The 23,217-nt window shown below is 55.9% G+C and carries 18 protein-coding genes and 1 pseudogene; 9 read left to right on the forward strand and 10 right to left on the reverse strand.

The genetic code is table 11. From position 1 onward, the window contains the following. Genes L3069_RS12790 through L3069_RS12805 form a run of 4 tightly spaced genes read right to left on the reverse strand, consistent with a single transcriptional unit; the run spans window position 1 to window position 3,650 of the window. Window positions 1-1,239, reverse strand: coding sequence for a DotU family type VI secretion system protein (locus tag L3069_RS12790; protein WP_003859963.1), 1,239 nt, complete (start codon window positions 1,237-1,239; stop codon window positions 1-3). 17 nt (window positions 1,240-1,256) lie between these two features. Further along, window positions 1,257-2,600, reverse strand: coding sequence for a type VI secretion system baseplate subunit TssK (gene tssK / locus L3069_RS12795; RefSeq protein WP_022648417.1), 1,344 nt, complete (start codon window positions 2,598-2,600; stop codon window positions 1,257-1,259). Window positions 2,601-2,628: 28 nt separating this feature from the next. After that, complete coding sequence (tssJ, locus tag L3069_RS12800; protein WP_022648418.1) at window positions 2,629-3,132, reverse strand: type VI secretion system lipoprotein TssJ; 504 nt, start codon at window positions 3,130-3,132, stop codon at window positions 2,629-2,631. A 23-nt stretch (window positions 3,133-3,155) separates the two neighbouring features. Further along, the gene (locus tag L3069_RS12805) at window positions 3,156-3,650 is read right to left on the reverse strand and encodes a hypothetical protein (protein WP_023300336.1); all 495 of its coding nucleotides are present in this window, start codon (window positions 3,648-3,650) and stop codon (window positions 3,156-3,158) included. Between the two features lie 930 nt (window positions 3,651-4,580). Here L3069_RS12805 and L3069_RS12810 point away from each other — a divergent pair. The 3 genes from L3069_RS12810 (at window position 4,581) to L3069_RS12820 (ending at window position 8,546) form a co-directional block, all read left to right on the forward strand. Then, window positions 4,581-5,561 carry a GlxA family transcriptional regulator gene (locus L3069_RS12810; RefSeq protein ID WP_038416236.1) on the forward strand — a complete coding sequence of 327 codons (981 nt, stop codon included), beginning with the start codon at window positions 4,581-4,583 and terminating at the stop codon, window positions 5,559-5,561. Between the two features lie 78 nt (window positions 5,562-5,639). Continuing rightward, entirely contained in the window at window positions 5,640-6,650 is a 1,011-nt protein-coding gene (gap, locus tag L3069_RS12815; protein WP_038416237.1) for a type I glyceraldehyde-3-phosphate dehydrogenase, read from the forward strand. A gap of 213 nt (window positions 6,651-6,863) precedes the next feature. Further along, window positions 6,864-8,546 carry an alpha,alpha-trehalase gene (locus tag L3069_RS12820; RefSeq protein ID WP_038416238.1) on the forward strand — a complete coding sequence of 561 codons (1,683 nt, stop codon included), beginning with the start codon at window positions 6,864-6,866 and terminating at the stop codon, window positions 8,544-8,546. Window positions 8,547-8,618: 72 nt separating this feature from the next. On the opposite strand, the pseudogene L3069_RS12825 reads toward L3069_RS12820, so the two are convergent. Further along, window positions 8,619-10,722 (reverse strand): annotated as a pseudogene (locus L3069_RS12825) (TonB-dependent siderophore receptor). A gap of 160 nt (window positions 10,723-10,882) precedes the next feature. On the opposite strand from L3069_RS12825, the gene L3069_RS12830 reads away from it, so the two are divergent. Then, window positions 10,883-11,614 (forward strand): flagellar brake protein, encoded by a 732-nt coding sequence (locus L3069_RS12830; RefSeq protein WP_022648423.1) that lies wholly within the window; start codon window positions 10,883-10,885, stop codon window positions 11,612-11,614. A gap of 37 nt (window positions 11,615-11,651) precedes the next feature. On the opposite strand, the gene emtA is transcribed toward L3069_RS12830, so the two are convergent. Continuing rightward, window positions 11,652-12,263 carry a membrane-bound lytic murein transglycosylase EmtA gene (emtA, locus tag L3069_RS12835; RefSeq protein WP_022648424.1) on the reverse strand — a complete coding sequence of 204 codons (612 nt, stop codon included), beginning with the start codon at window positions 12,261-12,263 and terminating at the stop codon, window positions 11,652-11,654. Between the two features lie 107 nt (window positions 12,264-12,370). Here emtA and ldcA point away from each other — a divergent pair, with 107 nt between their 5' ends. Together ldcA and L3069_RS12845 are read left to right on the forward strand one after the other, a co-directional pair. Then, window positions 12,371-13,285 (forward strand): muramoyltetrapeptide carboxypeptidase, encoded by a 915-nt coding sequence (gene ldcA / locus L3069_RS12840; protein ID WP_038416239.1) that lies wholly within the window; start codon window positions 12,371-12,373, stop codon window positions 13,283-13,285. A gap of 97 nt (window positions 13,286-13,382) precedes the next feature. Beyond that, entirely contained in the window at window positions 13,383-15,116 is a 1,734-nt protein-coding gene (locus tag L3069_RS12845) for a potassium/proton antiporter (RefSeq protein WP_058646897.1), read from the forward strand. Window positions 15,117-15,210: 94 nt separating this feature from the next. On the opposite strand, the gene dadX is transcribed toward L3069_RS12845, so the two are convergent. Next, window positions 15,211-16,281, reverse strand: coding sequence for a catabolic alanine racemase DadX (dadX, locus tag L3069_RS12850; RefSeq protein ID WP_022648427.1), 1,071 nt, complete (start codon window positions 16,279-16,281; stop codon window positions 15,211-15,213). A 9-nt stretch (window positions 16,282-16,290) separates the two neighbouring features. After that, window positions 16,291-17,589, reverse strand: coding sequence for a D-amino acid dehydrogenase (locus tag L3069_RS12855; protein ID WP_038416242.1), 1,299 nt, complete (start codon window positions 17,587-17,589; stop codon window positions 16,291-16,293). A gap of 321 nt (window positions 17,590-17,910) precedes the next feature. Here L3069_RS12855 and L3069_RS12860 point away from each other — a divergent pair, with 321 nt between their 5' ends. Further along, window positions 17,911-19,443, forward strand: a complete 1,533-nt coding sequence (locus L3069_RS12860) for a SpoVR family protein (RefSeq protein ID WP_038416244.1) — start codon at window positions 17,911-17,913, stop codon at window positions 19,441-19,443. Between the two features lie 109 nt (window positions 19,444-19,552). On the opposite strand, the gene fadR is transcribed toward L3069_RS12860, so the two are convergent. Continuing rightward, window positions 19,553-20,272: a fatty acid metabolism transcriptional regulator FadR gene (gene fadR / locus L3069_RS12865; RefSeq protein WP_003859951.1), complete on the reverse strand. Its 720-nt coding sequence runs from the start codon at window positions 20,270-20,272 to the stop codon at window positions 19,553-19,555. A gap of 202 nt (window positions 20,273-20,474) precedes the next feature. On the opposite strand from fadR, the gene nhaB reads away from it, so the two are divergent. Further along, window positions 20,475-22,013 (forward strand): sodium/proton antiporter NhaB, encoded by a 1,539-nt coding sequence (gene nhaB, locus L3069_RS12870; RefSeq protein WP_038416245.1) that lies wholly within the window; start codon window positions 20,475-20,477, stop codon window positions 22,011-22,013. A gap of 46 nt (window positions 22,014-22,059) precedes the next feature. Further along, entirely contained in the window at window positions 22,060-22,590 is a 531-nt protein-coding gene (dsbB, locus tag L3069_RS12875) for a disulfide bond formation protein DsbB (RefSeq protein ID WP_032622423.1), read from the forward strand. Between the two features lie 99 nt (window positions 22,591-22,689). Here dsbB and L3069_RS12880 read toward each other — a convergent pair whose 3' ends face one another. After that, on the reverse strand, window positions 22,690-23,130 hold the full coding sequence (locus L3069_RS12880) for a YcgN family cysteine cluster protein (RefSeq protein WP_038416246.1): 441 nt from the start codon (window positions 23,128-23,130) through the stop codon (window positions 22,690-22,692). Window positions 23,131-23,217 lie beyond the last annotated feature (87 nt).

A 23,217-nucleotide genomic window follows, 5' to 3' on the forward strand; every position in this document is an offset into this window, starting at 1 on the left:
TTAGTTTCCTTGCGGCAATCCGTTCAGCTCGGCCTGGGTATTGTCAGGCGATACCAGCAGCGTAATCTCCACGCGGCGGTTACGGGCGCGATTTTCAGGCGTCGTGTTAGGCGCTACCGGGTTGATCTCGCCCCGCCCTTCGGCTTTGACGCGCTCAGGCTGCGAGAGGCTACCCTGGAGCTGTTTTTGCACCGAACGGGCGCGCTCAAGCGAGAGTTCATAGTTAGAGGCGAAGCGTGCGCTGCGGATCGGCACGTTGTCGCTGTACCCCACCACCAGAATTTTGCCGCTGACGTTATTCATCGCCTGGGCGATGCGGTCGATGACCGGCTCATAGCGATCGCGCACCACCGTTGAGGCCGAGGCAAAGAGTCCGTCCCCTTTCAGGATCACCACGCTGCGATCCGCCTCATCCTTAACGGCCACCAGACCGGCATCAATTTCCGGTTTCAGGAAGCCGCGCAGGTTCAGTACCGCCGGCAGCTGGCGCGCAGGTTGCTGGATCGTGGTTTCCGGCAGTTGGGACTGGTAAATTTTCGCCAGCACCGGGCTGGTGTTATCACCGAGACGCCAGTTCAGCACGATATAGAACAGGCAGGCGATAAAGCCGACCAGCGCCACGCACGCCCAGAGTGGAATCATCGGCCGCCAGAGCTTGCGCAGAACGGGGCGATCTTCCGGGTGCGGCGAGAGCGGCGGCGGGTAGCTGCCGCGAACGCCACGGATCATCTGCCACAGGCGCTGTTTGATGGTTTCAAGCTGGGTCCGGCCATTGTCCAGCACGCGGTAGCGGCCTTCAAAGCCGAGCAGCAGACAGTAGTTGATCATCTCCAGCAGCAGAATGTGTTCGCGCGGATTCTGCGAAAGACGTGCCAGCAGCTGGAAAAACTTCTCGCCACCCCAGGTTTCGTTATGAAACGTCACCAGCAGACCATTGCTTGACCAGACGCCGCTGCTTCCCCAGGGGGTCAGAGCGGCGGCTTCGTCCAGCGCCGTGCAGAGGCAGTAGCGCGCGCCGACAATCACTTCATATGGTAAGCCCGCCTGCTGGCATCGCACCTCGAAACGGCGAATTTCGTCAATCAGGCGCTGGCGCAGCCCGACCTGATCGTCGTGGGAAACCGAATGACGGATTTGCGGAATCGCATTGAGCAGCGGATTGGCGGCCGCCACCAGCTGATTGTTCCCACTGGCTCCGGTAAACACGGCATCACTGCCGGTATCCTGTCGTTCCTGCATATTAAGCGCTCGCTTTATTATTCTGTCGGGCTACGGATGGCCCAGAACTCCATATCGAGACCCGGGAATTCCCCTGCGAGATGCAGCGCGAATGCCCCAGACTTGTCCATCTCGTGCCACAGTTCGCTGCCCCTCTCGAGCTCGAAATAGCTGTAGCCTGCATGCCACGGGATCTGCGGCGGCGCGACGGGCATTGCCCGAAGCATGATGCCCGGCAGCTGGAGCTGAACCAGATCGCGAATTTTCGAGACTGGCGCAACCTTCATCTGGGCAGGGAAATGGGTTTGCAGGTGTTCGCCGGGGACATTGGCTTTTACCGCCAGCACGAAGCCAAATTCGCGGACCATGCTGGTCTCCGGCACGGTGGCGATGTTAAGACCGTGAGAGCGTTCGTGCAGCGGCAGCTGGATGGCATGATCTTCCATGACCAGCGACAGCCCCTGACGCAGCATCAGCATCAGTTTGCCGAAGCAAAGGGCGAGATCGTCATGGTCGTATACCGGCAGTACGCTCTCTGCGGTACGCTGCGGCGTCCAGGTGGCGAGTTCCGTGGCAAACGGCAGCCAGCTTCGCCAGAGCGCTTCAGGGTGAAGCAGCGGCAGCGTTTTTAAATGTGAGATGTCGCCAAGGTGGCGGTTGATCAGCGAAAGAAGCGTGAACTCAACCATCTCGGACGTATTGAAACGCCCCGGCTGGCGCAGGCGGCCGCCGATCTGCTGGCTACGCTGCACCAGCAAGCCGTGCAGGTCATTGATCATGCCGTACAGCTGCGGGCTGTTATTGGCGTTCAGCATTGGCGGGATGTAGCTGTTATCCAGCCGCACGTGGTTGTCGTTGCGCTTTTCAGCGACGCACGCCACGCCGATGGCGGTCCATTCTGCCGTCAGATCTTTCTCCAGCATCAGGGTCAGACGCAGGCGGCCAAACTGAACCGTCGCTTCCCCGACCGACATGGCGTTGTCGTCTTCTACCTCTTGTTCAAACGTAATAAAACGCGCCAGAGAAGAGTGCTCCTCGCTGAAAATCACCTCTTCACGTCCACCGCGACGAACCGGCAGCGCAAGCACCACCTTTTCATTGGTAAGATTATCGGGGATTTTTAGCGGGGCCGGACCGTTGCGGTCGCTGCGCACCTGGAAAAAGGTGCCGTCAGGGAGCAAACCGCTACAGTAGCTCAGGGCAATACAGCCCTGGCGAAGCATCGCTTCATCCAGCTCAAGGTCGAGAAAGCCCCAGAGATACGAACGCTGCAAGGCCCCCCACTCACGAACGTGGTTGAGGAGGTAACTTTCTGTCCGCTGAAAATGGTGGGGACGCAGGAACATGCCCTCGGTCCAGACGACCTTTTCTGCTTTCGTCATGATGATCTCTTTCCTGTTATGAAGGGCGTTACTGGCTGATGACCCGGATACCATTTACGTCAAGGAAGACGCTGGCCTGGAGTTCATCTGCGGACCATTTCCAGAACTGGTAAATCGCGTTTTCGCCGGGAACAGGCAAAGGAAGTGAGACGCGCCATTTTTTGCCGTCCAGTGCCTGGTATTCCGCCATTACGCCGATATAGCGCGCTTCCGGTGAGCTTTGACCGCTCAGGGTTTTCGAAAGCTGGCCCGGCATCAGGAAGAACACATCGCTGTTCAGCAGATTCGCGCCAAGCGTGGCTGACGCGTTGTTCTGTAAGGAGTAGAAGTCGCTGGACATGAAATCCGCATCGGATTTCAGCAGCAATACTCTGACCTTAAGCGGTGCAGAATCATTGATTTGAGGATGAGCCTGAAACTGAAGATTGTAGCGGGAGGGGTCGCTGTGTGAAGACGACGTACAACCACCGATCAGCGCGAGAATCAACGCAAAAAAAGGGAACCACATCCGATGAAAATTTTTATTATTCATAAAAATATGCTCGTGAAACCCGTTTAGTTCAGGATCCAGGTACCGTTCGCGCTGTCTTTGCAGGCTTTGCTGTTGCCATCGACATCAACACAGGTGGTTTTCTTGCGCGCTTTAGGGCGCAGTGCCTGTTTACGCACGGTGGCTTCGTACTGGTCGGCCTTGATCACGGCACGCATCGGCACGTAACCAATCAGCTGTTCACTCCCATCATCGGCCAGCGCCATCCAGAAATGTTCAACCTGCCCAAGCACGACGTAAGTTTTTCCGGTCTCAAGCGTACGGATCACTTTTCCACCGTAGTCAGGACGGCTCATCAGGGATGCCGGGTACATAGCACGATACGGTTCATTCACCTGAGTGAACTCCGCCGGAGGGGTAACAGCGTGACGGTGCGTCAGCGTGATGCCATTAACCTGGCTGGTCACAATCGTATCATCGGTGATCGCTGGTTTTTGCGGCGCCTTACAGCCCGCCACCGCCATAACAAACAGAAGTGATAACAATACACGCAGTTTCATATGCTTTTCCGTAGCGATATTTAGAGGATGAAGAGAGGGGATAAAATTTGACTTAGGTGCTATTGTTAAAAATAGTCAGGTTTTTCCGGGGCGTTACTATTATTTGGGCATAGCTACCGCACGAGCCTTCGAGAATAAGGCCCAGCGTAATCCTGACATATTTTGACAAACGGTAAACAAGTTTACATGAGCTTATCGCCTTTTCAATATTTCCTTTTTCGCTACTGCTGATTCATGAGGCATTCGCCTCACTCTGAGATTAATCTGAAAAATAGAGAAATCGCGCAATTAACTGATTTAAAGACAAAAAAACCCAAAAGAGAACCATTATCACTAACGTAATACCACTATTTCTGCCACTACCATAATTAGTAGAACGGAGAATTTTTCAGTTGCATATGAATATATCTCACACGAATTATTTGTTGTATCGATAGCAAATCGTCAATACTCAGGACGATGGCCCATCAAATTAAGAAAACACAGTAAGGATGAAAAAATTAATTTCACGCCGCAAATTAACTTTATGCTCTCCCCCCTTCTTAAGATAATTTTCTTTCGTCTGGGCCGTATGAATAATTAAGCCTGACTACAATCTTGCTCGTCAAAGCATTGCTCAAAATATAACCCACCTTTTCCAGGTAATGAATAAAGACGCTGCTTTCGACAGGCGAACTTCATTTGGCATTTTACCGTCACTACACTATTGCTTGCTTTCCACCACTCCGACGATTTATTACAAACATGATGAAAATTTGTTATGAGTTCTTTGCTTTCCCGCACCATAGCTTACAGGGCGAGCGGTAAAAACAGGTTAAGTGGGTATCAAAATATGTGCCGTTGCCGGCATCGGGGTTGACCAGAACCGTGCTCGGTAACGGTCAACGTCCTCCACTTGACTTATATTGTAAGAAAGGTACTTTTCATGACATGAAGAAGATCCTGATAATCGTTCCTGATGGTGGCATGTTGTTTGAAGCCGCCGGTATAGCCGACATTCTGATGCAGGCCAACCGTCTGCACCCGGACGGTCTGGCGCAGCCCCGCTACCGCATCATTATTGCCACTACCCAGCTTCACCTGGTGATCCATGGCCAGTCCGGCTTAAATCTGCTGGCGGACTATCGCCTGCCGGAGCTGGATCCGCGCGAGCCGCTGGACACGATTATCATCACCGGCCGTGGCATGAATGAGCAGGAAAGCACTGCGGTGGTGGACTGGCTGCACCTGGCCGCGCCGCATGCGCGACGCGTCGCCTCTGTCTGCGGCGGGGCCCTGCTGCTGGCACAGGCCGGACTTCTCGATGGGCGCCGGGCAACGACCCACTGGCGGCTTCTGGAAACGTTGAAAACCCGCTATCCTGCGGTCAACGTTGAGGGCGGCCCGCTCTATGTTCAGGATGGTCCCGTCTGGACGTCCGGCGGCGTCAGTTCCGGGTTTGATCTGACGCTGGCGCTGGTGGAGGATGATTACGGCTTCACCCTCGCCCGCAACGTGGCGCAGGATATGGTGATGTACCTGCGCCGGCCTGGCGGCCAACTACAGTTCAGCCGCTATAATCTGGAGCAGTCCGGCGCGACCGGACCGGTTAGCGAACTGCAAAGCTGGATCCTGCAAAACCTCACCGCAGATTTGTGCGTCGAAAGGCTGGCCGAACGGGTCGCCATGAGTCCGCGCAATTTCACCCGCGTGTTCACGCGTGACGTCGGTGTACCTCCGGCCCGTTATGTCACCGAAGCCCGCCTGGCCGCCGCACGACAGCTTCTGGAGCAGACCCCGTATCCGCTTGAGGTCATTGCCGAAAAAAGCGGGTTTGGGACCAGCATCAACCTGCGCCGCGTTTTTGAAAAGCAGCTTCATCTCACGCCGGGCGAATATCGCCAGCGTTTCCACTGCCGCAGAATGGCGTAATCTGATCCTTTTTTGTCATTTACGCCAACCGACCTGACACCTACAGTAACTCCAGACAACACAGATAAGGAGTGCATCATGGTTAAGGTCGGTATTAACGGTTTCGGCCGTATCGGACGTAATGTCCTGCGCGCGGCGCTGGGCAATCCGGATCTCCAGATTGTGGCCATTAACGATCTGACGGACAGTAAAACCCTCGCCCATCTGCTGAAATATGACTCTCTGCTCGGCACGCTACCGGTACCTGTGGAAGCGGCGGACGGCGCGCTACAGTTTGACGGGCAACGCATCACCGTATTCAGTGAACGCGACCCGGCAAACATTCCGTGGAAAGACGCTGACGTTGAGGTGGTAATAGAAGCCACCGGTTTCTTCACCGAACGTGATAAAGCGGCGGTGCATATCACGAGCGGCGGCGCAAAACGCGTCATTATTTCCGCCCCGGCTAAAAATGATGATCTTACGGTGGTAATGGGCGTGAACCACACGCTGTACGATCCGGCCCAGCATTTTGTGGTCAGTAACGGGAGTTGCACCACTAACGGTCTGGCGCCAGCGGCGCAGGTGCTGCACCAGCAGTTTGGCATTGAACACGGGCTGATGAACACCACGCATGCCTACACCAACAGCCAGGCGCTGCATGACCAGCCAGAAAAAGATCTGCGCGGCGCGCGTGCGGCAGCATTATCGATTGTGCCTTATTCCAGCGGCGCGGCAAAAGCGCTCGGGAAAGTAATCCCCGAACTGGACGGTAAACTCACCGGGTATTCCCTGCGCGTGCCGGTGCCAGTGGTGTCGATTGTCGATCTGACGGTGACGCTGAGCCGCAACGTGACCGCCGAAGAGGTGAATGACGCGTTCCGTCAGGCTGCCGGTAGCGGGCCGCTGAAAGGCATCCTGGGCTACAGCGATGAACCGCTTGTCTCCAGTGATTATCAGGGCGACCCGCGCTCATCCATTATCGACGGGCTTTCAACGCTGGTGATTGGCGGGAATATGGTGAAGATCCTGTCGTGGTATGACAACGAGTGGGGCTTCTCAAACCGTCTGGTGGATTTGGCGGTGCTGATGGATAAAAAAGGGTTGTAGGGCTTAAGCCGGGTGGCGTGAAGCTTACCCGGCCTTTCCGTGGTGTGGTTAAAAATTAAGTAATCCAACCCTGGTGTAGTGAAAGCGCACCCGAATTATCTGGTTATGCGAAAAATGGGACATTCAACACGCGAAGTTATCGATATTCGTCTAAGGTTTTCAGGTAATTGACAACAGCGGTCACGCTGCTCAGCGAAGACAGGAGACGAACCGATGATAAGACCTCGCGCACGACGCCCCGCTTTTTTACCCCTTGCGTTGGCAGGCGCACTACTCGGTGTTACCGCATTTGGTTATGCTGAAGACCAGCCAACGAGCCAGCAAAGCTCACCTGATATTCTTCTTGGCCCCCTCTTTAATGACGTTCAGAGTGCCAAACTGTTCCCGGATCAGAAAACCTTCGCGGATGCCGTTCCCAAAAGCGACCCGCTGATGATCCTGGCGGATTACCGGATGCAGCATACCCAGTCCGGTTTTGACCTGCGTCACTTCGTGGAGATGAACTTTATCCTGCCGAAGGAGGGTGAGAAATATGTTCCCCCTGAGGGCCAGAGCCTGCGGGAACACATAGACGATCTGTGGCCTGTGCTGACTCGCACCACCGACAAAGCGAACAAATGGGACTCCCTCCTGCCTCTGCCAAAACCCTATGTCGTGCCGGGAGGACGATTCCGCGAAGTCTATTACTGGGACAGCTATTTCACCATGCTGGGGCTGGCCGAGAGCGGCCACTGGGATAAGATCGGCGACATGGTGGACAACTTCGCATACGAGCTTGATACCTGGGGCCAAATCCCTAACGGTAACCGCAGTTACTACCTGAGCCGCTCTCAGCCGCCGTTCTTTTCTTTGATGGTGGAACTGTTGGCCACGCATGACAGCGACGCGTTGAAGAAATACCGTCCGCAGATGGAGAAGGAGTATGCCTACTGGATGGAGGGGGCTGATGGGCTCCAGCCTGGTCAGGCAAACAAACGCGTAGTGAAACTGGATGACGGCTCCCTCCTCAACCGCTTCTGGGACGATCTGGACACGCCACGCCCTGAGTCGTGGCTGGATGACGTGACCACCGCCAAAAATAACCCTAACCGTCCGGCCACCGAGATTTACCGTGATCTGCGCTCTGCCGCGGCCTCGGGCTGGGATTTCAGCTCCCGCTGGATGGACGATCCCCAGAAGCTGGGTACCATCCGCACCACCAGCATCGTGCCGGTGGATCTGAATGCGTTGATGTTTAAGATGGAAAAACTGCTGGCCCGTGCCAGCCAGGAAGACGGGGATACCGCAAGCGCAAGTAAATATGACGCGCTGGCCTCCGCACGTCAGAAAGCCATGGAGAGCCACCTGTGGAACGATAAAGAGGGCTGGTATGCGGATTACGATCTGAAAACCAGGAAGGTGCGTAATCAGCTGACTGCCGCGGCCCTCTTCCCGCTGTATGTGAAGGCCGCATCACAGGATCGCGCCGATAAAGTGGCCGCAGCCGCATCGTCGCGCCTGCTGAAACCGGGCGGTATTTCTACCACCACCATCAACAGCGGGCAGCAGTGGGATGCGCCGAACGGCTGGGCGCCGTTGCAGTGGGTAGCGGTGGAAGGGTTGCAGAACTATGGTCAGCAGAAAGTGGCGATGGACGTGACCTGGCGTTTCCTGAAAAACGTTCAGCATACCTACGATCGCGAGAAGAAACTGGTTGAGAAGTACGATGTCTCTTCGACAGGTACCGGCGGTGGCGGCGGTGAGTATCCGTTGCAGGACGGTTTCGGCTGGAGTAACGGTGTGACGCTCAGGATGCTGGACATGGTCTGCCCGAAAGAGAAGCCGTGCGACAGCGTACCGGAGAATCAGTCTGCGGCAAACGATGATGTTGCACCTGCTAAACAGGCGGCGCAGTAGCGCCCCTCACCCTAACCCTCTCCCCAAAGGGGCGAGGGGACTGTTCAGTGCGGTAGCGCCACCGGGCTTTTTTCAGAAGCTGTAGCTCGCCCCGACCTGGAAGGTGCGGTCGCGGCCTATCCAGCAGTTGGTCGCGTCATAGCAGGTGAGCGTCTCTTTGTTGGTGACGTTCTGCGCGCTCGCTTTCAGCGTCAGCCCCTCCAGCGATGGCGCCAGTTCGCCCATGCGGTAAGATGCCGCCAGATCGTACTGCGTCGTACCGCCCAGCTTGCCTGCATCATTGGCTGGCGAGATCTCCATCGGCCCGGTGTAGCGTGCACCAGCCCCCAGCGTTAACCCTCTCAGCGGCGTGCTGTAAAAGGTGAAATCTCCCCACAGATTAAAGGCGTTCTCAGGGACCTGCGTCGGTCGTTTGCCCTGGTACTTGTCATCTTCAGTATTGATGGCGTGGGTGTAGGCATAATTAGCAATCAGCGTCAGGTTATCCGTTGGACGACTAATAGCGGAAAGCTCCGCGCCTTTCGTTTCCACTTCCCCGGTCTGTCGGTAGTTGAGGAAGCCCGGATCGCTGGTCACCACATTTTTCTGACGAATGTTAAACACCGAGGCGGTGAAGGTAGTTGCATATTCCGCCAGCAGATATTTCACCCCACCCTCCACCTGCTTACTGGTGGTGGGCTTAACGTCTTTCGCGGTCAGCGTACCCTGCGGCGATACCGGTGCGAAGCCTTCCGAATAGCTGATAAACGGCGAGAGACCATTGTCGAAGGCATAAAGCGCCCCCAGTCGTTTGGTGAGGCGATCCTGCGATACCCAGGCTTTGTCACCGTTTTGCAGATAGTTGGTGGTGACGGAACGGTAGTCGTCAAAGCGCAGGCTGCGCCAGCACGTTAAGCCCGCCAAACGCAATCTGATCCTGAAGGTAATAGCCATTCTGCTGATAGCCGAGACGGTTTTTCTGCGCGGTTACAAGCCCCAGCGCATCGTTATCGATCTGCGAGTGATTCGGATTGCGCATATCGATACCCGGTGTGGACGAGGCGTAACGATAATGGAAGTGAGAGTTCAGCTTCTGGTAGTCAAAGCCCGCCAGCAGATGATGTTGCCAGTCCCCCAGCGCGACGGTTCGGGTAACCTGGTTATCAATGTTGAAGCTCTGCAAATCTTCCTCCGTGGTATAGGCGAAGCGGTTAAGCTGGTAGACCTCGCTGCCCGTCCCGGTGGAATAGGCGCTGCGCTGGTGGGTATCCACGTCAAAGTAGCGCGCTTTCTGGTTAAAGCCCCAGCCACTGTCAAACTCATGCTCAAAGCTGTAGCCCAGCATCCACTGGCGCTGTTTGAAGCCGCTCCACTCATCCCCGGCATAGTCACGACGATCGGCGTATTTAGACCGTAGATAGCTTAGCGGCATCGGATCAGACGGCGTCAGGCTCGGCGTATTTTGCGCCAGCGCGTCAATGGTCAGGCGCGTTTTGTCATCCGGCTGCCAGGTCACGGAGGGGGCCACCAGATAGTTTTCATAGCGCGTGGTGTGCGCCTGTTCGTCACTTTCCGTCGCTTTGCCCAGCAGACGATAGTTCCAGTCGCTGTTCGCGATCTGCCCCGTCGAATCCAGGTACCCCTCTTTCAGATTGCGGTTTCCGGTATTAAAGCCCAGTTCCGTTTTCGCCTCTTTCTGCGGCTTTTTACTCTGAATATTGACCAGCCCACCCGGGGAGCCGCCGCCATACAGCACGGATGACGGCCCCTTCAGGATATCGACGCTCTCAATCAGCAGCGGATCGATTCGCGCTTTGGTGTTCCCGGTGACGTTATAGGGAAGTTGCAGGCCGTTGTAGAACTCCTGATCGACGTTGAACCCGCGGATTTTGTACTCGCTCATGTAAGAGGTGCTCCCGCGCACCTCCGTGGAAACGCCCGGCGCATAGCGCAGGATCTCGTTTACCGAACTGGCGTGCCGCTGCTCAATCTCTTTAGCGGCGATGGTGTTGATCACCTGCGGCGTTTTACTTTCCGCGACGGCTGATTTCGTGGCGCTATTGGTCCAGGCAGGGAGCGCGCTGCCCTGCTCTGTACCGGTTACCACGATGGTGGGTTCTTCTGCGAAAGCCTGTGTCTGCAATGCCAGCGTGACGGCGCCTGCCAACGCGCATAACGCAAAACGTGAGGTGCTCATAGTGTCGTCTTATTATTAGATGATATTGGGAACGACAATTATTATCATTTTTATTACCGAATCAATATCAGCGGAGAAAAACAGATCGTTTGTATTAAGTTTCATGCCAGCGTGCCGATAACCCAGAGACAGTCTGTCATCTATCGAGGAGCCATCTGGCGTGAGTAGCTACAGTGAGCAGTTCCTGAAACAAAATCCGCTGGCTGTATTAGGGGTGTTACGCGACCTGAAAAAGGGCGAGGTGCCGCTGCGCATCAACTGGTCAACCAGCCAGTTTATCAGCAAGATCCTGGACGTGACGGCAGAACACCTGATCGTGGATCTGGGTAGCCAGAGCGATGAAAACCGTGCCGCGCTACAGGCAGAAAACCTCTCGGTGATGGCCGAAACGCAGGGGGCTAAAGTCGAGTTTATACTGCCTCGCCTGACCACGATCGTGTACCAGGGTTTGCCTGCGTTTATCACCCCCCTGCCCGCTAATCTCTGGTTCGTGCAGCGCCGCGAGTATTTTCGCATCAGCGCCCCGCTTCACCCGGCCTACTTCTGTAAGGCGAAAATGCCGGACAAAAAAGAGATCCGCTTTCGTCTCTTCGACCTGTCGCTGGGCGGCATGGGAGCGTTGATGGATATGCCGAAGCCGGAAGGGCTGGTGGAAGGTATGCGTTTTAGTCAGATCGAGCTGGATATGGGCGGATGGGGACGCTTCTGGTTTGACGCCCAGCTGATTGCCATCAGCGAGCGCAAGGTGGTGGACGGCAAAAACGAAACCATTACCACGCCGCGATTGAGTTTTCGCTTTCTGAATGTCGGGCCAGGCGCCGAGCGCGAACTACAGCGCATCATTTTTTCACTGGAGCGTGAAGCGCGGGAACGCGCGAATAAAGTGCGCTGAAAGGCGTCGGGCAGCGTGCTGCCGCCCGACAAAGACGTTACATGGCGTCCATTGCTTTCTGTACTTTCCAGATATAACGTGGAGCCTGTGCTGACGGATGATTCTTCACAACGTGTTCGAAGAATTCATCTTTATCCATATCGTTAATCTCTTCTATCGCCTCTTTGCGATCGGATGAGAAGGTTCGGAGCAGCGCGCCAGCTCCGTTAACGTACGACACCACCAGCGCATATTGCATCACTTCCGGATCGTCAATCCCCTTCAGAATGCCATGCTCCAGAATGCTCAGGTAAGCGGTTCCCATAGAGATATTACGTTCCGGGTTTTTCAGCTCGCTGGTGGATGGCTGTCCCTTCCAGCCCATGTAGCGATAGACCTCTCTTCCCGCCGTAGAGGCTTTTAACTGCATCAGCCCCACCGCATTCGATTTACTCACCAGCGTCGGGTTACCGCCGGACTCCACGGCGATGATCGCGGTGATCAGGCGCGGGCTCACGCCCCAGGCCTTCCCGGCTTGTTCGCTGATCGGCATCCACTGCATGGCCCGCTTTACCGGGACTTCAGGATTCCAGGGGGGATTTTTATAATCATGTTTTGAACTACAGCCAGCGAGCAACACAATCAAAAAAGCAAACCATCTCAATTTCACGTCATCTATCCTTATAGCCGGTCATCGCGGTACGTCGCCCCTTGAAGCAGGCGGCGTATAAGCGGCATGATATAGACAATTAGATTCTCATTCAGCAAGGAATTGCCATGCCTCAGTTTCATCTCATCGCACCGTCGGGCTACTGCATCAACCAGGAGGCGGCACAGCGGGGCGTTCAGCGCCTGCTGGAAATGGGCCATCAGGTAGAAAATCAGACAATTATCCCCCGCCGCATGCAGCGTTTTGCCGGTACGGAGGCGCAGAGACTGAGCGATATCAACAGCCTGGCGACGCTGGAAGGTGAAAACACTATTGTGCTGGCCGTGCGCGGCGGCTATGGCGCAAGCCGACTGCTGGAGAGCATCGACTGGTCCGGGCTGGCCGCACGCCAGCAGCAGGATCCGCTGTTAATCTGCGGACACAGCGATTTCACAGCGATCCAGCTCGGCCTGCTGGCGTTGCATAACGTCATTACCTTTAGCGGCCCGATGCTGGCCGGCAACTTTGGTGCGCCGGAGCTGGATGCGTTTACGCAGGACCATTTCTGGCGCGCCCTGCAAAACCCGACGTTTACCGTCGCGTGGCAAGGCAACGGACCGCACTGGGAATGTGAAGGGCAGCTGTGGGGCGGAAACCTCGCGATGCTGGTATCGCTGATTGGGACACCGTGGCTGCCGCAGATCGAGGACGGCATTCTGGTGCTGGAAGATATCAACGAACACCCGTTCCGCGTCGAACGCATGCTGTTACAGCTTTATCACGCCGGGATCCTGGATCGGCAGTCGGCCATTGTGCTAGGCAGTTTCAGCGGGTCAGCCCCCAACGATTACGACGCGGGCTACACGCTGGAGACGATGGTCGATTTCATTCGTTCCCGGCTGGATATTCCGGTGATCGCCGGTCTGAATTTCGGCCATGAGCAGCAAACCGTTACCTTGCCACTGGGTGCCCAGGCGCACCTTGCACACGGTAATTCAGGCAGTCGGTTAACAATCAGCGGTCATCCGGTCTTAAAGGCATAAAAAAGCCGTTATTCCCCCTCAATAAAACGCAGATACAGTTGTTAATATGTTAGGGTTTTAATAACAGCGTTCACATTGAGGTGGGAGTAAGACGACATTGAGTGCCACAGCGATAATCAGTCTTTTCATTCTGGGTTCCATCCTGGTAACCTTCAGCATTTTATTAAGTTCATTTTCATCGCGCCTTGGCATACCTATTCTTGTCATTTTCCTGGCTATCGGCATGCTGGCGGGGGTTGACGGAATCGGCGGTATCCCCTTCGATAATTACCCTTTCGCCTATATGGTAAGTAACCTCGCGCTGGCGGTGATCTTGCTGGACGGCGGCATGCGCACCCAGGCAAGTTCGTTTCGCGTTGCCTTAGGCCCGGCGCTGTCTCTGGCTACAGTCGGCGTGCTAATCACCTCCGGCCTGACCGGTATGATGGCAGCCTGGCTGTTTAACCTCGATATGATGGAAGGCCTGCTTATTGGCGCGATTGTCGGCTCTACCGATGCGGCGGCGGTGTTCTCGCTGCTCGGCGGCAAGGGGCTGAACGAGCGCGTTGGCTCCACGCTTGAGATTGAATCCGGCAGCAACGATCCGATGGCGGTGTTCCTGACCATCACCCTGATTGAGATGATCCAGCAGCACGAAACTGGCCTGAGCTGGATGTTCGCCTGGCACATCCTCCAGCAGTTTGGCCTCGGGATTATCATTGGTCTCGGCGGCGGTTACCTGTTACAGCAGACAATCAACCGTATTACGCTGCCTTCCGGCCTTTACCCGCTGCTGGCCCTGAGCGGCGGGATCCTGATCTTTGCCGTCACCACCGCGCTGGACGGCAGCGGTATTCTGGCGGTTTACCTCTGTGGATTCCTGCTGGGCAACCGACCGATTCGTAACCGTTATGCGATACTGCAAAACTTTGACGGGCTGGCCTGGCTGGCACAGATCGCCATGTTCCTGGTGCTGGGCCTGCTGGTGACGCCTTCCGACCTGCTGCCTATCGTCGTGCCAGCGCTGCTTTTGTCGGCCTGGATGATCTTCATCGCCCGTCCGCTGTCGGTGTTTGCCGGGCTGCTGCCGTTCCGCGGGTTTAACCTGCGTGAGCGGATATTTATCAGTTGGGTGGGGCTGCGCGGCGCGGTGCCGATTATCCTGGCGGTTTTCCCGATGATGGCCGGACTAGACAACGCTCGTCTGTTCTTCAACGTCGCCTTCTTCGTGGTGCTGGTATCGCTGCTGTTCCAGGGGACGTCGCTGGGCTGGGCGGCGAAAAAAGCCAAAGTGGTGGTACCGCCCGTTGGCTGGCCGGTCTCCCGCGTGGGGCTGGATATTCACCCAGACAACCCGTGGGAACAGTTTGTCTATCAGTTAAGCGCCGATAAGTGGTGCGTGGGTGCTTCGTTACGCGATCTGCATATGCCCGCTGAAACGCGTATTGCCGCCCTGTTCCGGGATAACGCCCTGCTTCACCCGACCGGCAGCACGCGGCTGCGAGAGAACGATATCCTCTGCGTGATTGGCCGCGAGCGCGACCTGCCTGCCCTTGGCAAGCTGTTCAGCCAGTCGCCCCCGGTGGCGCTGGATCAGCGTTTCTTCGGCGATTTTATCCTCGAAGCCAGCGCCCGCTTTGCGGATGTGGCGCTGATTTATGGCCTGGAGGGAGGACTGGAGAATCGCGATAACCAGCAAACACTGGGCGAGATTATTCAGCAATTATTAGGGGCTGCACCGGTCGTCGGTGACCAGGTGGAGTTTGCCGGGATGGTCTGGACGGTGGCCGAGAAAGAGGATAACGCGGTGCGCAAAGTCGGCGTAAGGCCGATGGAGGAGGAGGAGGAGTAGCTGCTTTTTTGCCGGGTGGCGCTAACGCTTACCCGGCCTACGTTCGGGCTTTTGTAGGCCGGGTAAGGCGAAGCCGCCACCCGGCACACACATGTTACACCGTCACAACAGGCACTCTTGACGCCAGCGCGCACATCAGTTCATACCCGACAGTGCCCGCCGCAGCGGCCACATCATCAATTTTAACCTCGTTGCCCCACAGCTCAACCGGTGAGCCGATCCCCGCCTGAGGACATGGCGTCAAATCAATAGCCAACATGTCCATTGAGACGGTGCCTACCGTGCCCGTACGCACGCCATCGACCCACACCGGCGTGCCGCTCGGGGCGATGCGCGGATAACCATCTGCATAGCCCCCCGCCACGATACCGATACGCTGTTCGCCCGCTGCCCGATAGCGGCTGCCATAGCCCACCGTATCGCCCGCTTTCAGGGTTTGCACGCCGATAATTTCGCTTCGTAACGTCATCACCGGCTTCAGGCCGCTGTTGGCGATATCCTGCCACTGACCTGAGGGTGACGCGCCGTACAGAACGATCCCCGGGCGCACCCAGTTGTAATGCGCCTCGGGATGCCAGAGCGTTGCCGCTGAGTTCGACAGCGAGCGCGGACAGTCCAGCCCTTCTGCCGCCTGCTCAATGCGGACCATAGCATCGGCAATGCCGTCCGGCTTTTCCGCATCGGCAAAATGCGCCATCAGCGTCATCTCACCGACGTTTTTCAGCGCACGAAGCTGCTGCCAGACCGTGTGCACACGTTCAGGCTGGAAGCCCAGACGATTCATACCGCTGTTCACTTTGAGATAGATATCCAGCGGGGCATGCAGCTTCGCGTCCTGAATGGCCTTGATCTGCCAGTTACTGTGAACGCTGGTCGTCAGGCGGTACTTATCCAGCAGAGGCAGATCTTGCGCATGGAAGAATCCTTCCAGCAGCAGGATCGGTCCTTTCCAGCCGCGCTCACGCAGCAGGATGGCCTCTTCCAGATTCAGCAAGGCAAAACCGTCGGTGGCGCCGAGCGCACTCCAGATACGGTCGATACCATGACCGTAGGCGTTGGCTTTCACCACCGACCAGACACGAGAACCCGGCGCAGCACGACGAACAATTTGCAGGTTATCCTTCAGCGCCTGCAAATCCAGCTGGGCCAGAATGGGACGGGACATGACGACTCCTTAATTATGCGCGCCGTGCAGGTGTTGTGGACGCGAGGGGGTAAACCCTGATTGATAGCGTGCGGCGCTTAAATCGTCAAACGGAATTGCCGGCGTCCGCCCGGAAATCAGGTCGCTAAGCAGCTGGCCCGAACCGCAGGCCATGGTCCAGCCAAGCGTACCGTGGCCGGTATTTGTCCACAGATTTTTGTATGGCGAACGGCCCACAATCGGCGTGCCGTCCGGGGTCATTGGACGCAGGCCGGTCCAGAACGTCGCCTGCTCAATGAAACCGCCGCGCGGGAAGAGATCGCCGACGACCATCTCCAGCGTTTCACGACGTGGTTTGAGCAGTTCGGTATTGAAGCCCACGATTTCCGCCATGCCGCCGACGCGGATCCGGTTATCAAAACGGGTGATGGCGATTTTGTAGGTTTCATCAAGAATAGTTGATACTGGCGCGCCGCTGTCCTCTTTCACGGGAATGGTCAGGGAGTAGCCTTTCAGCGGATAGACCGGGATATCCAGGATCCCTTTCAGCATCGCGGTAGAATAGGATCCGAACGCCATCACGTAAGCATCGGCTTTGATCACCTCTTCTCCACACTTCACGCCGTAAATCTTCTCCCCTTCCGACAGCAGCTTGTCGACAGAAGTATTGAAGCGGAATTTCACCCCGGCCTGCTCACACATGCGCGCCAGACGCTGGGTGAAAAGCTGGCAGTCGCCGGTTTCATCGTTCGGTAAACGCAGACCGCCCGTCAGCTTGTGCGCGACCTCGGCAAGTGCAGGCTCCACCTGGGCAAGTTGGCTGGCTTCCAGCAGCTGATAGGGTACGCCCGCATCTTCAAGCACGGCGATATCGCGGGTCGCGTTTTCATACTGTTGCGCGGTACGGAACAGCTGAAGTGTGCCGCCCTGGCGCCCTTCATATTCGATCCCCGTTGAGGAACGCAGCGCTTTCAGGCAATCGCGGCTGTATTCTGCGAGGCGCACCATGCGCCCTTTGTTCTCCATGTAGTGGCGGGTATCGCAGTTGCGCAGCATCTGCCACATCCACTTAAGCTGGAACTGCGTGCCGTCAAGGCTTATCGCCAGCGGCGCATGTCGCTGAAACATCCATTTGATCGCCTTCAGCGGAACGCCCGGGGCCGCCCACGGCGCAGCGTAGCCCGGGGAGATCTGCCCCGCATTCGCCGCACTGGTTTCCAGCGCCGGACCGGATTCGCGATCGATAACGGTAACCTCATGTCCCGCCTGACTTAAATACCAGGCGCTGGTTACGCCAACGACACCACTTCCCAGTATGACAACACGCATAGCCACTCCATTATGAGCAAAAGAACAATCATCTAATTACAGATTGATAACCTAGCTGAAAATATTATTCAACATATGACTTTTTTATGGTGACTCAACTCACATATCCCGCTGTATCAGGGGATAGCGCTTATTTGGGATCTCCTGCTGCGCGTTATTTTTAACCAGTAGAAAATTCTGCGAGCACCGCTTTTTTTGCCGTATCGAAAACGGGAAATCGCAAAGAAAAAATTTCTGCGCCCCGCGTATTTGAATGGGGTGATCTATGCTTGAAAGGAGGCTCTCCAGTCAGAGAGAGCGACCAACAACGAGGGCGCGCTAATGGCTACACTAGATTCCATGTCAAGGGACAGCACCCGTCTGAGCGATGGACCCGACTGGACCTTCGAGTTGCTGGATGTCTACCTGGCGGAGATCGACCGGGTGGCCAAACTCTATCGTCTGGACACCTATCCCCATCAGATTGAAGTCATCACCTCGGAACAGATGATGGACGCTTACTCCAGCGTCGGGATGCCGATTAACTATCCGCACTGGTCGTTTGGTAAAAAATTCATTGAAACGGAGCGACTGTATAAGCACGGACAGCAGGGGCTGGCGTATGAAATCGTTATTAACTCTAACCCGTGTATTGCCTATCTGATGGAGGAGAACACCATTACCATGCAGGCGCTGGTGATGGCGCACGCCTGCTATGGACATAACTCGTTCTTCAAAAATAACTATCTGTTCCGCAGCTGGACGGACGCCAGCTCCATCGTCGATTACCTGATCTTCGCCCGCAAATACATTACCGACTGCGAAGAGCGCTACGGCGTGGACGAGGTAGAGAAGCTACTGGACTCCTGCCACGCGCTGATGAATTACGGCGTTGACCGCTATAAGCGTCCGCAGAAGATCTCATTGCAGGAAGAGAAAGCCCGGCAGAAGAGCCGCGAGGAGTATCTGCAAAGCCAGGTGAATATGCTGTGGCGCACCCTGCCGAAACGTGAGGAGGAGAAAACCGTCGCCGAGGCGCGTCGTTACCCTTCCGAGCCGCAGGAAAACCTGCTCTACTTTATGGAGAAGAACGCCCCACTGCTGGAGCCGTGGCAGCGTGAGATCTTGCGCATCGTGCGCAAGGTGAGCCAGTATTTCTATCCTCAGAAGCAGACCCAGGTGATGAACGAAGGCTGGGCGACCTTCTGGCACTACACCATTCTTAACCACCTGTATGACGAAGGAAAAGTCACCGAGCGGTTTATGATGGAGTTTTTGCACAGCCACACTAACGTGGTATTCCAGCCAGCGTATAACAGTCCGTGGTACAGCGGCATTAACCCGTACGCACTCGGCTTTGCCATGTTCCAGGATATCAAGCGTATCTGCCAGTCGCCCACCGAAGAGGACAAATACTGGTTCCCGGATATTGCCGGTTCTGACTGGCTGGAAACGCTGCACTTCGCGATGCGTGATTTTAAGGATGAGAGCTTTATCAGCCAGTTCATGTCGCCGAAGATCATGCGTGATTTCCGCTTCTTCACCGTACTGGATGATGACCGCAACAACTACCTGGAGATCTCTGCGATCCACAACGAAGAGGGCTATCGTGAGATCCGCTCGCGCCTGTCGTCTCAGTACAACCTGAGCAATCTTGAACCGAACATTCAGGTCTGGAATGTTGATCTGCGCGGTGACCGCTCTTTGACGCTGCGCTATATCCCTCACAACCGCGCGCCGCTGGATAAGGGGCGTAAGGAAGTGCTGAAGCATGTGCATCGCCTGTGGGGATTTGACGTGTCGCTGGAGCAGCAGAATGAAGATGGCAGCGTGGAGCTGCTGGACCGGTGTCCGGCGCGGATGAATACGCTGTAGTGCGTTTTAGCCGGGTGGCGGCTACGCCTTAGCCGGCCTACGGGTTTTGTAGGCCCGGTAAGCGAAGCACCGGGCGAAAAAAATCCTCTCAATAGAGAGGTTTTTTCTTTTACCGGCCCTGAATCGCCAGATCGCCCGGCAGGGTTTTCTGCATTCGGTGCCAGATTTCACCGGAGTCGTGGCCATAACGACGCACTGTTTCATAGACCTGATCGTGCAGCCCTTCGGTGCAGAGCTTGCTCAGTTTATGGTAAAAGCCGAGCGCCAGGCTGCGGGCTTCAGGGTTGGCAAAGTAGTGACGACCAATGCGTGTATATAACCCTTTCATTCCATTCAGGATCAGACCGTAAACCGGATTGCCGGAAGCAAACGCCAGACCGCGGAACACGTTGTAGTCGAGGGTCGCAAAGGCGTCCGCGTGGTCTTCCACCTCATTGGCGGTGGCAAGCACCTTCAGCGCATCTTCAGGATGCTGACGAAACGCGGTGCGGATGAAAATGGTAGCGATGTTGGTGCGCACCGAAAGCAGATTGTCAATCAGCTGCGGTACGCTTTCGTGATCGAGACGCGCCAGCGTTTCCAGAATGTTCAGCCCGGACGTTTCCCAGAAATTATTCACCTTAGTGGGTTTGCCATGCTGTATCGTCAACCAGCCATCGCGCGCCAGACGCTGGAGCACTTCTCGCAGCGTGGTACGGGTGACGCCAATCAGTTCAGAGAGTTCGCGTTCAGCAGGTAGAATTGATCCCGCAGGGAAACGATTATTCCAGATGCTTTCAATGATGTACTCTTCCGCGAAACCCGCCGGGCTCTGCGCCTTAATGACCATAGTGAGATTTCCATTACACAGCTTTAGCAAATTGCACTCATCATACCAGAGGCGCGCAGAGGCAGATAGCGCAGCAGAGACAGAAAAGAGGGATCGCCGTTTCATTTTTATGAAATTTACAAAATGGCTTTATCCCCCTCTCCGCCGCCGTTTTTGCGTATACTGATGTCTTGTCTTATTTGACGGGGAAAGGACGTCTGTCGTGGAAATTTCATTTGGGCGCGCGCTGTGGCGCAACTTTTTAGGTCAGTCACCTGACTGGTACAAACTCACTCTACTGGTATTCCTGGTCGTTAATCCCGTTATCTTTTTGCTGGATCCCTTCGTTGCCGGGTGGATGTTGGTCGTCGAGTTTATCTTTACCCTGGCGATGGCATTGAAGTGCTATCCGCTGTTGCCCGGCGGGCTGCTGGCGCTGGAAGCCGTGCTCATTGGAATGACCAGCGCGGAGCATGTTAAAAACGAGATTGCGTCGAATCTTGAAGTCCTGCTACTGCTGATCTTCATGGTGGCGGGGATCTACTTTATGAAGCAGCTTCTGCTGTTTATCTTCACCCGTCTGCTGCTGAGCATTCCGTCGAAAACGCTGCTCTCGCTGGCGTTTTGCCTCGCCGCGGCTTTCCTCTCTGCCTTCCTGGATGCGCTGACGGTTGTGGCGGTGGTGATCAGCGTCGCCGTCGGCTTTTACGGTATTTACCACCGGGTCGCCTCGTCTCGTCCTGGCGATAACTTGCAGGACGACAGCCACGTTGAGGCGCACAACCGCGATGTGCTCGAGCAGTTCCGCGCGTTTCTGCGCAGCCTGATGATGCATGCGGGCGTGGGGACGGCGCTGGGCGGCGTGATGACAATGGTCGGAGAGCCGCAAAACCTGATTATCGCCAAAGCGGCTGAGTGGCATTTTGGCGAATTTTTCCTGCGCATGGCGCCGGTCAGCGTGCCCGTTCTGATCTGCGGCTTAGCGACCTGCGTGCTGGTCGAAAAATTCAACCTTTTTGGGTATGGCGCGAAGTTGCCCGATCAGGTCCGTCAGGAGCTGCATAAGTTTGACGAGCAGAGCCGCAAACAACGCACGCGCCAGGAGACGCTGCGCCTGATTGCACAGGGCATCATCGGCGTGTGGCTTATCGCTGCGCTGGCCTTCCACCTTGCCGAGGTGGGGCTGATTGGTCTGTCGGTAATTATTCTGGCAACCAGCCTGAGCGGCGTCACGGACGAACATGCTATCGGAAAAGCCTTTACCGAAGCGCTGCCGTTTACCGCCCTGCTGGCGGTGTTTTTCGCCGTCGTGGCGGTGATTATTGATCAACATCTGTTCGCGCCAATCATCGCGTTTGTGCTTCAGGCCACGCCAGATTCGCAGCTAACGCTGTTCTATTTGTTTAACGGTCTGTTGTCTTCTATATCCGATAACGTCTTTGTCGGGACGGTATACATCAATGAGGCCAAAGCCGCGATGGAGCAAGGGATTGTCAGCAGTGAACAGTTCGAGCTGCTGGCGGTGGCGATCAACACTGGAACCAACCTCCCCTCCGTGGCAACCCCGAACGGTCAGGCGGCCTTCCTCTTCCTGCTGACCTCGGCGCTGGCGCCACTCATACGACTTTCTTATGGAAGAATGGTCTGGATGGCGCTGCCGTACACGCTGGTGCTTACCCTTGTTGGTTTGCTGTGCATCAAAATTACTCTCGTTCCCTGTACGCAATGGTTGTTGCAAGCAGGTATACTTGCGGCGCATTAAAATTCGTTTACACTGCGCTGTCTAAGCATGTTCCAGGGAAATGATTATGTTGCGATTTTTGAACCAGTGCTCACGCGGTCGCGGAGCGTGGTTGTTGATGGCCCTGACCGCCTTTGCGCTGGAAATGGTCGCGCTGTGGTTTCAGCATGTGATGGGGCTGAAACCTTGCGTCCTGTGTATTTATGAGCGTTGTGCGCTGTTCGGCATTATGGGCGCAGGTCTGGTAGGTGCGATTGCACCTAAAACACCGTTACGCTATGCCGCAATTGCCATCTGGCTGTACAGCGCCGGGAAAGGGATTGCGCTTGCCTGGGAGCACACCCAGATGCAGCTTCACCCGTCGCCGTTTATGACCTGCGACTTTGCCGCCCGCTTCCCGAGCTGGCTGCCGCTGGATAAATGGCTGCCGCAGGTGTTTGTGGCCTCCGGTGACTGCTCTGTACGCCAGTGGGAGTTTCTGACGCTGGAGATGCCGCAGTGGCTGGTGGGCATTTTTGTCGCCTACTTCGTGGTAGCGCTGCTGGTGCTGATTGCCCAGCCGTTCAAGCCAAAGAAACGCGATCTTTTTGGAAGGTAAAAGCAAAACGGCAACGTCAGTTTTGTAGGTCGGGTAAGCGCAGCGCCACCCGACAAAATTGCGCACAATAAAAAACCCGCCTCGGCGGGTTTTTTATTATCACCGATTAGGGTGATTCATAATGTGGTCTTCCCAGTCCTGCACCTCGGACTCTTTCACCGCAATGTGGCGCACGGAAATACGCTCGCCGTGCATCGCCGCTTTCGACCCCGTCAACAGCGGATGCCATGTGGGCAGATCTTTACCTTCCGCCAGCAGGCGATACGCGCAGGTATGCGGCAGCCACTCAAAGGTCGGCAGATTTTCACGGGTTAACTTGATGCAGTCCGGCTCATAGTCGAAACGGCGCTCGTAGTTGCGGCACTGGCAGGTTTTGATGTTTAACTGCTTGCAGGCTACGTTGGTGAAATAGATCTCATCCGAATCTTCATCCATCAGCTTATGCAGGCAGCACTGCCCACAGCCGTCACACAACGATTCCCACTCCACGTCGGTCATGTCGTCGAGAGTTTTGCTTTGCCAGAAAGGAATGTCGTTCATCGGGATGTCCACACGTCAAAATAGAGCGCACCTTATAACGAGTCTGGCACGTTGATGCAAGTTTTGCCGCCCTTTTCAGGCGGCAAG

This window comes from Enterobacter cloacae complex sp. ECL411 (assembly GCF_021869665.1).
Classification (GTDB): domain Bacteria; phylum Pseudomonadota; class Gammaproteobacteria; order Enterobacterales; family Enterobacteriaceae; genus Enterobacter; species Enterobacter intestinihominis.

Excerpts from the sequence above, each read along its gene's own strand:
- L3069_RS12790 (WP_003859963.1), bottom strand. The coding sequence starts at position 1,239 with ATGCAGGAACGACAGGATACCGGCAGTGATGCCGTGTTTACCGGAGCC.
- tssK (WP_022648417.1), bottom strand. The coding sequence starts at position 2,600 with ATGACGAAAGCAGAAAAGGTCGTCTGGACCGAGGGCATGTTCCTGCGT.
- tssJ (WP_022648418.1), bottom strand. The coding sequence starts at position 3,132 with ATGAATAATAAAAATTTTCATCGGATGTGGTTCCCTTTTTTTGCGTTG.
- L3069_RS12805 (WP_023300336.1), bottom strand. The coding sequence starts at position 3,650 with ATGAAACTGCGTGTATTGTTATCACTTCTGTTTGTTATGGCGGTGGCG.
- L3069_RS12810 (WP_038416236.1), top strand. The coding sequence starts at position 4,581 with ATGAAGAAGATCCTGATAATCGTTCCTGATGGTGGCATGTTGTTTGAA.
- gap (WP_038416237.1), top strand. The coding sequence starts at position 5,640 with ATGGTTAAGGTCGGTATTAACGGTTTCGGCCGTATCGGACGTAATGTC.
- L3069_RS12820 (WP_038416238.1), top strand. The coding sequence starts at position 6,864 with ATGATAAGACCTCGCGCACGACGCCCCGCTTTTTTACCCCTTGCGTTG.
- ldcA (WP_038416239.1), top strand. The coding sequence starts at position 12,371 with ATGCCTCAGTTTCATCTCATCGCACCGTCGGGCTACTGCATCAACCAG.
- dadX (WP_022648427.1), bottom strand. The coding sequence starts at position 16,281 with ATGTCCCGTCCCATTCTGGCCCAGCTGGATTTGCAGGCGCTGAAGGAT.
- L3069_RS12855 (WP_038416242.1), bottom strand. The coding sequence starts at position 17,589 with ATGCGTGTTGTCATACTGGGAAGTGGTGTCGTTGGCGTAACCAGCGCC.
- L3069_RS12860 (WP_038416244.1), top strand. The coding sequence starts at position 17,911 with ATGGCTACACTAGATTCCATGTCAAGGGACAGCACCCGTCTGAGCGAT.
- fadR (WP_003859951.1), bottom strand. The coding sequence starts at position 20,272 with ATGGTCATTAAGGCGCAGAGCCCGGCGGGTTTCGCGGAAGAGTACATC.
- dsbB (WP_032622423.1), top strand. The coding sequence starts at position 22,060 with ATGTTGCGATTTTTGAACCAGTGCTCACGCGGTCGCGGAGCGTGGTTG.
- L3069_RS12880 (WP_038416246.1), bottom strand. The coding sequence starts at position 23,130 with ATGAACGACATTCCTTTCTGGCAAAGCAAAACTCTCGACGACATGACC.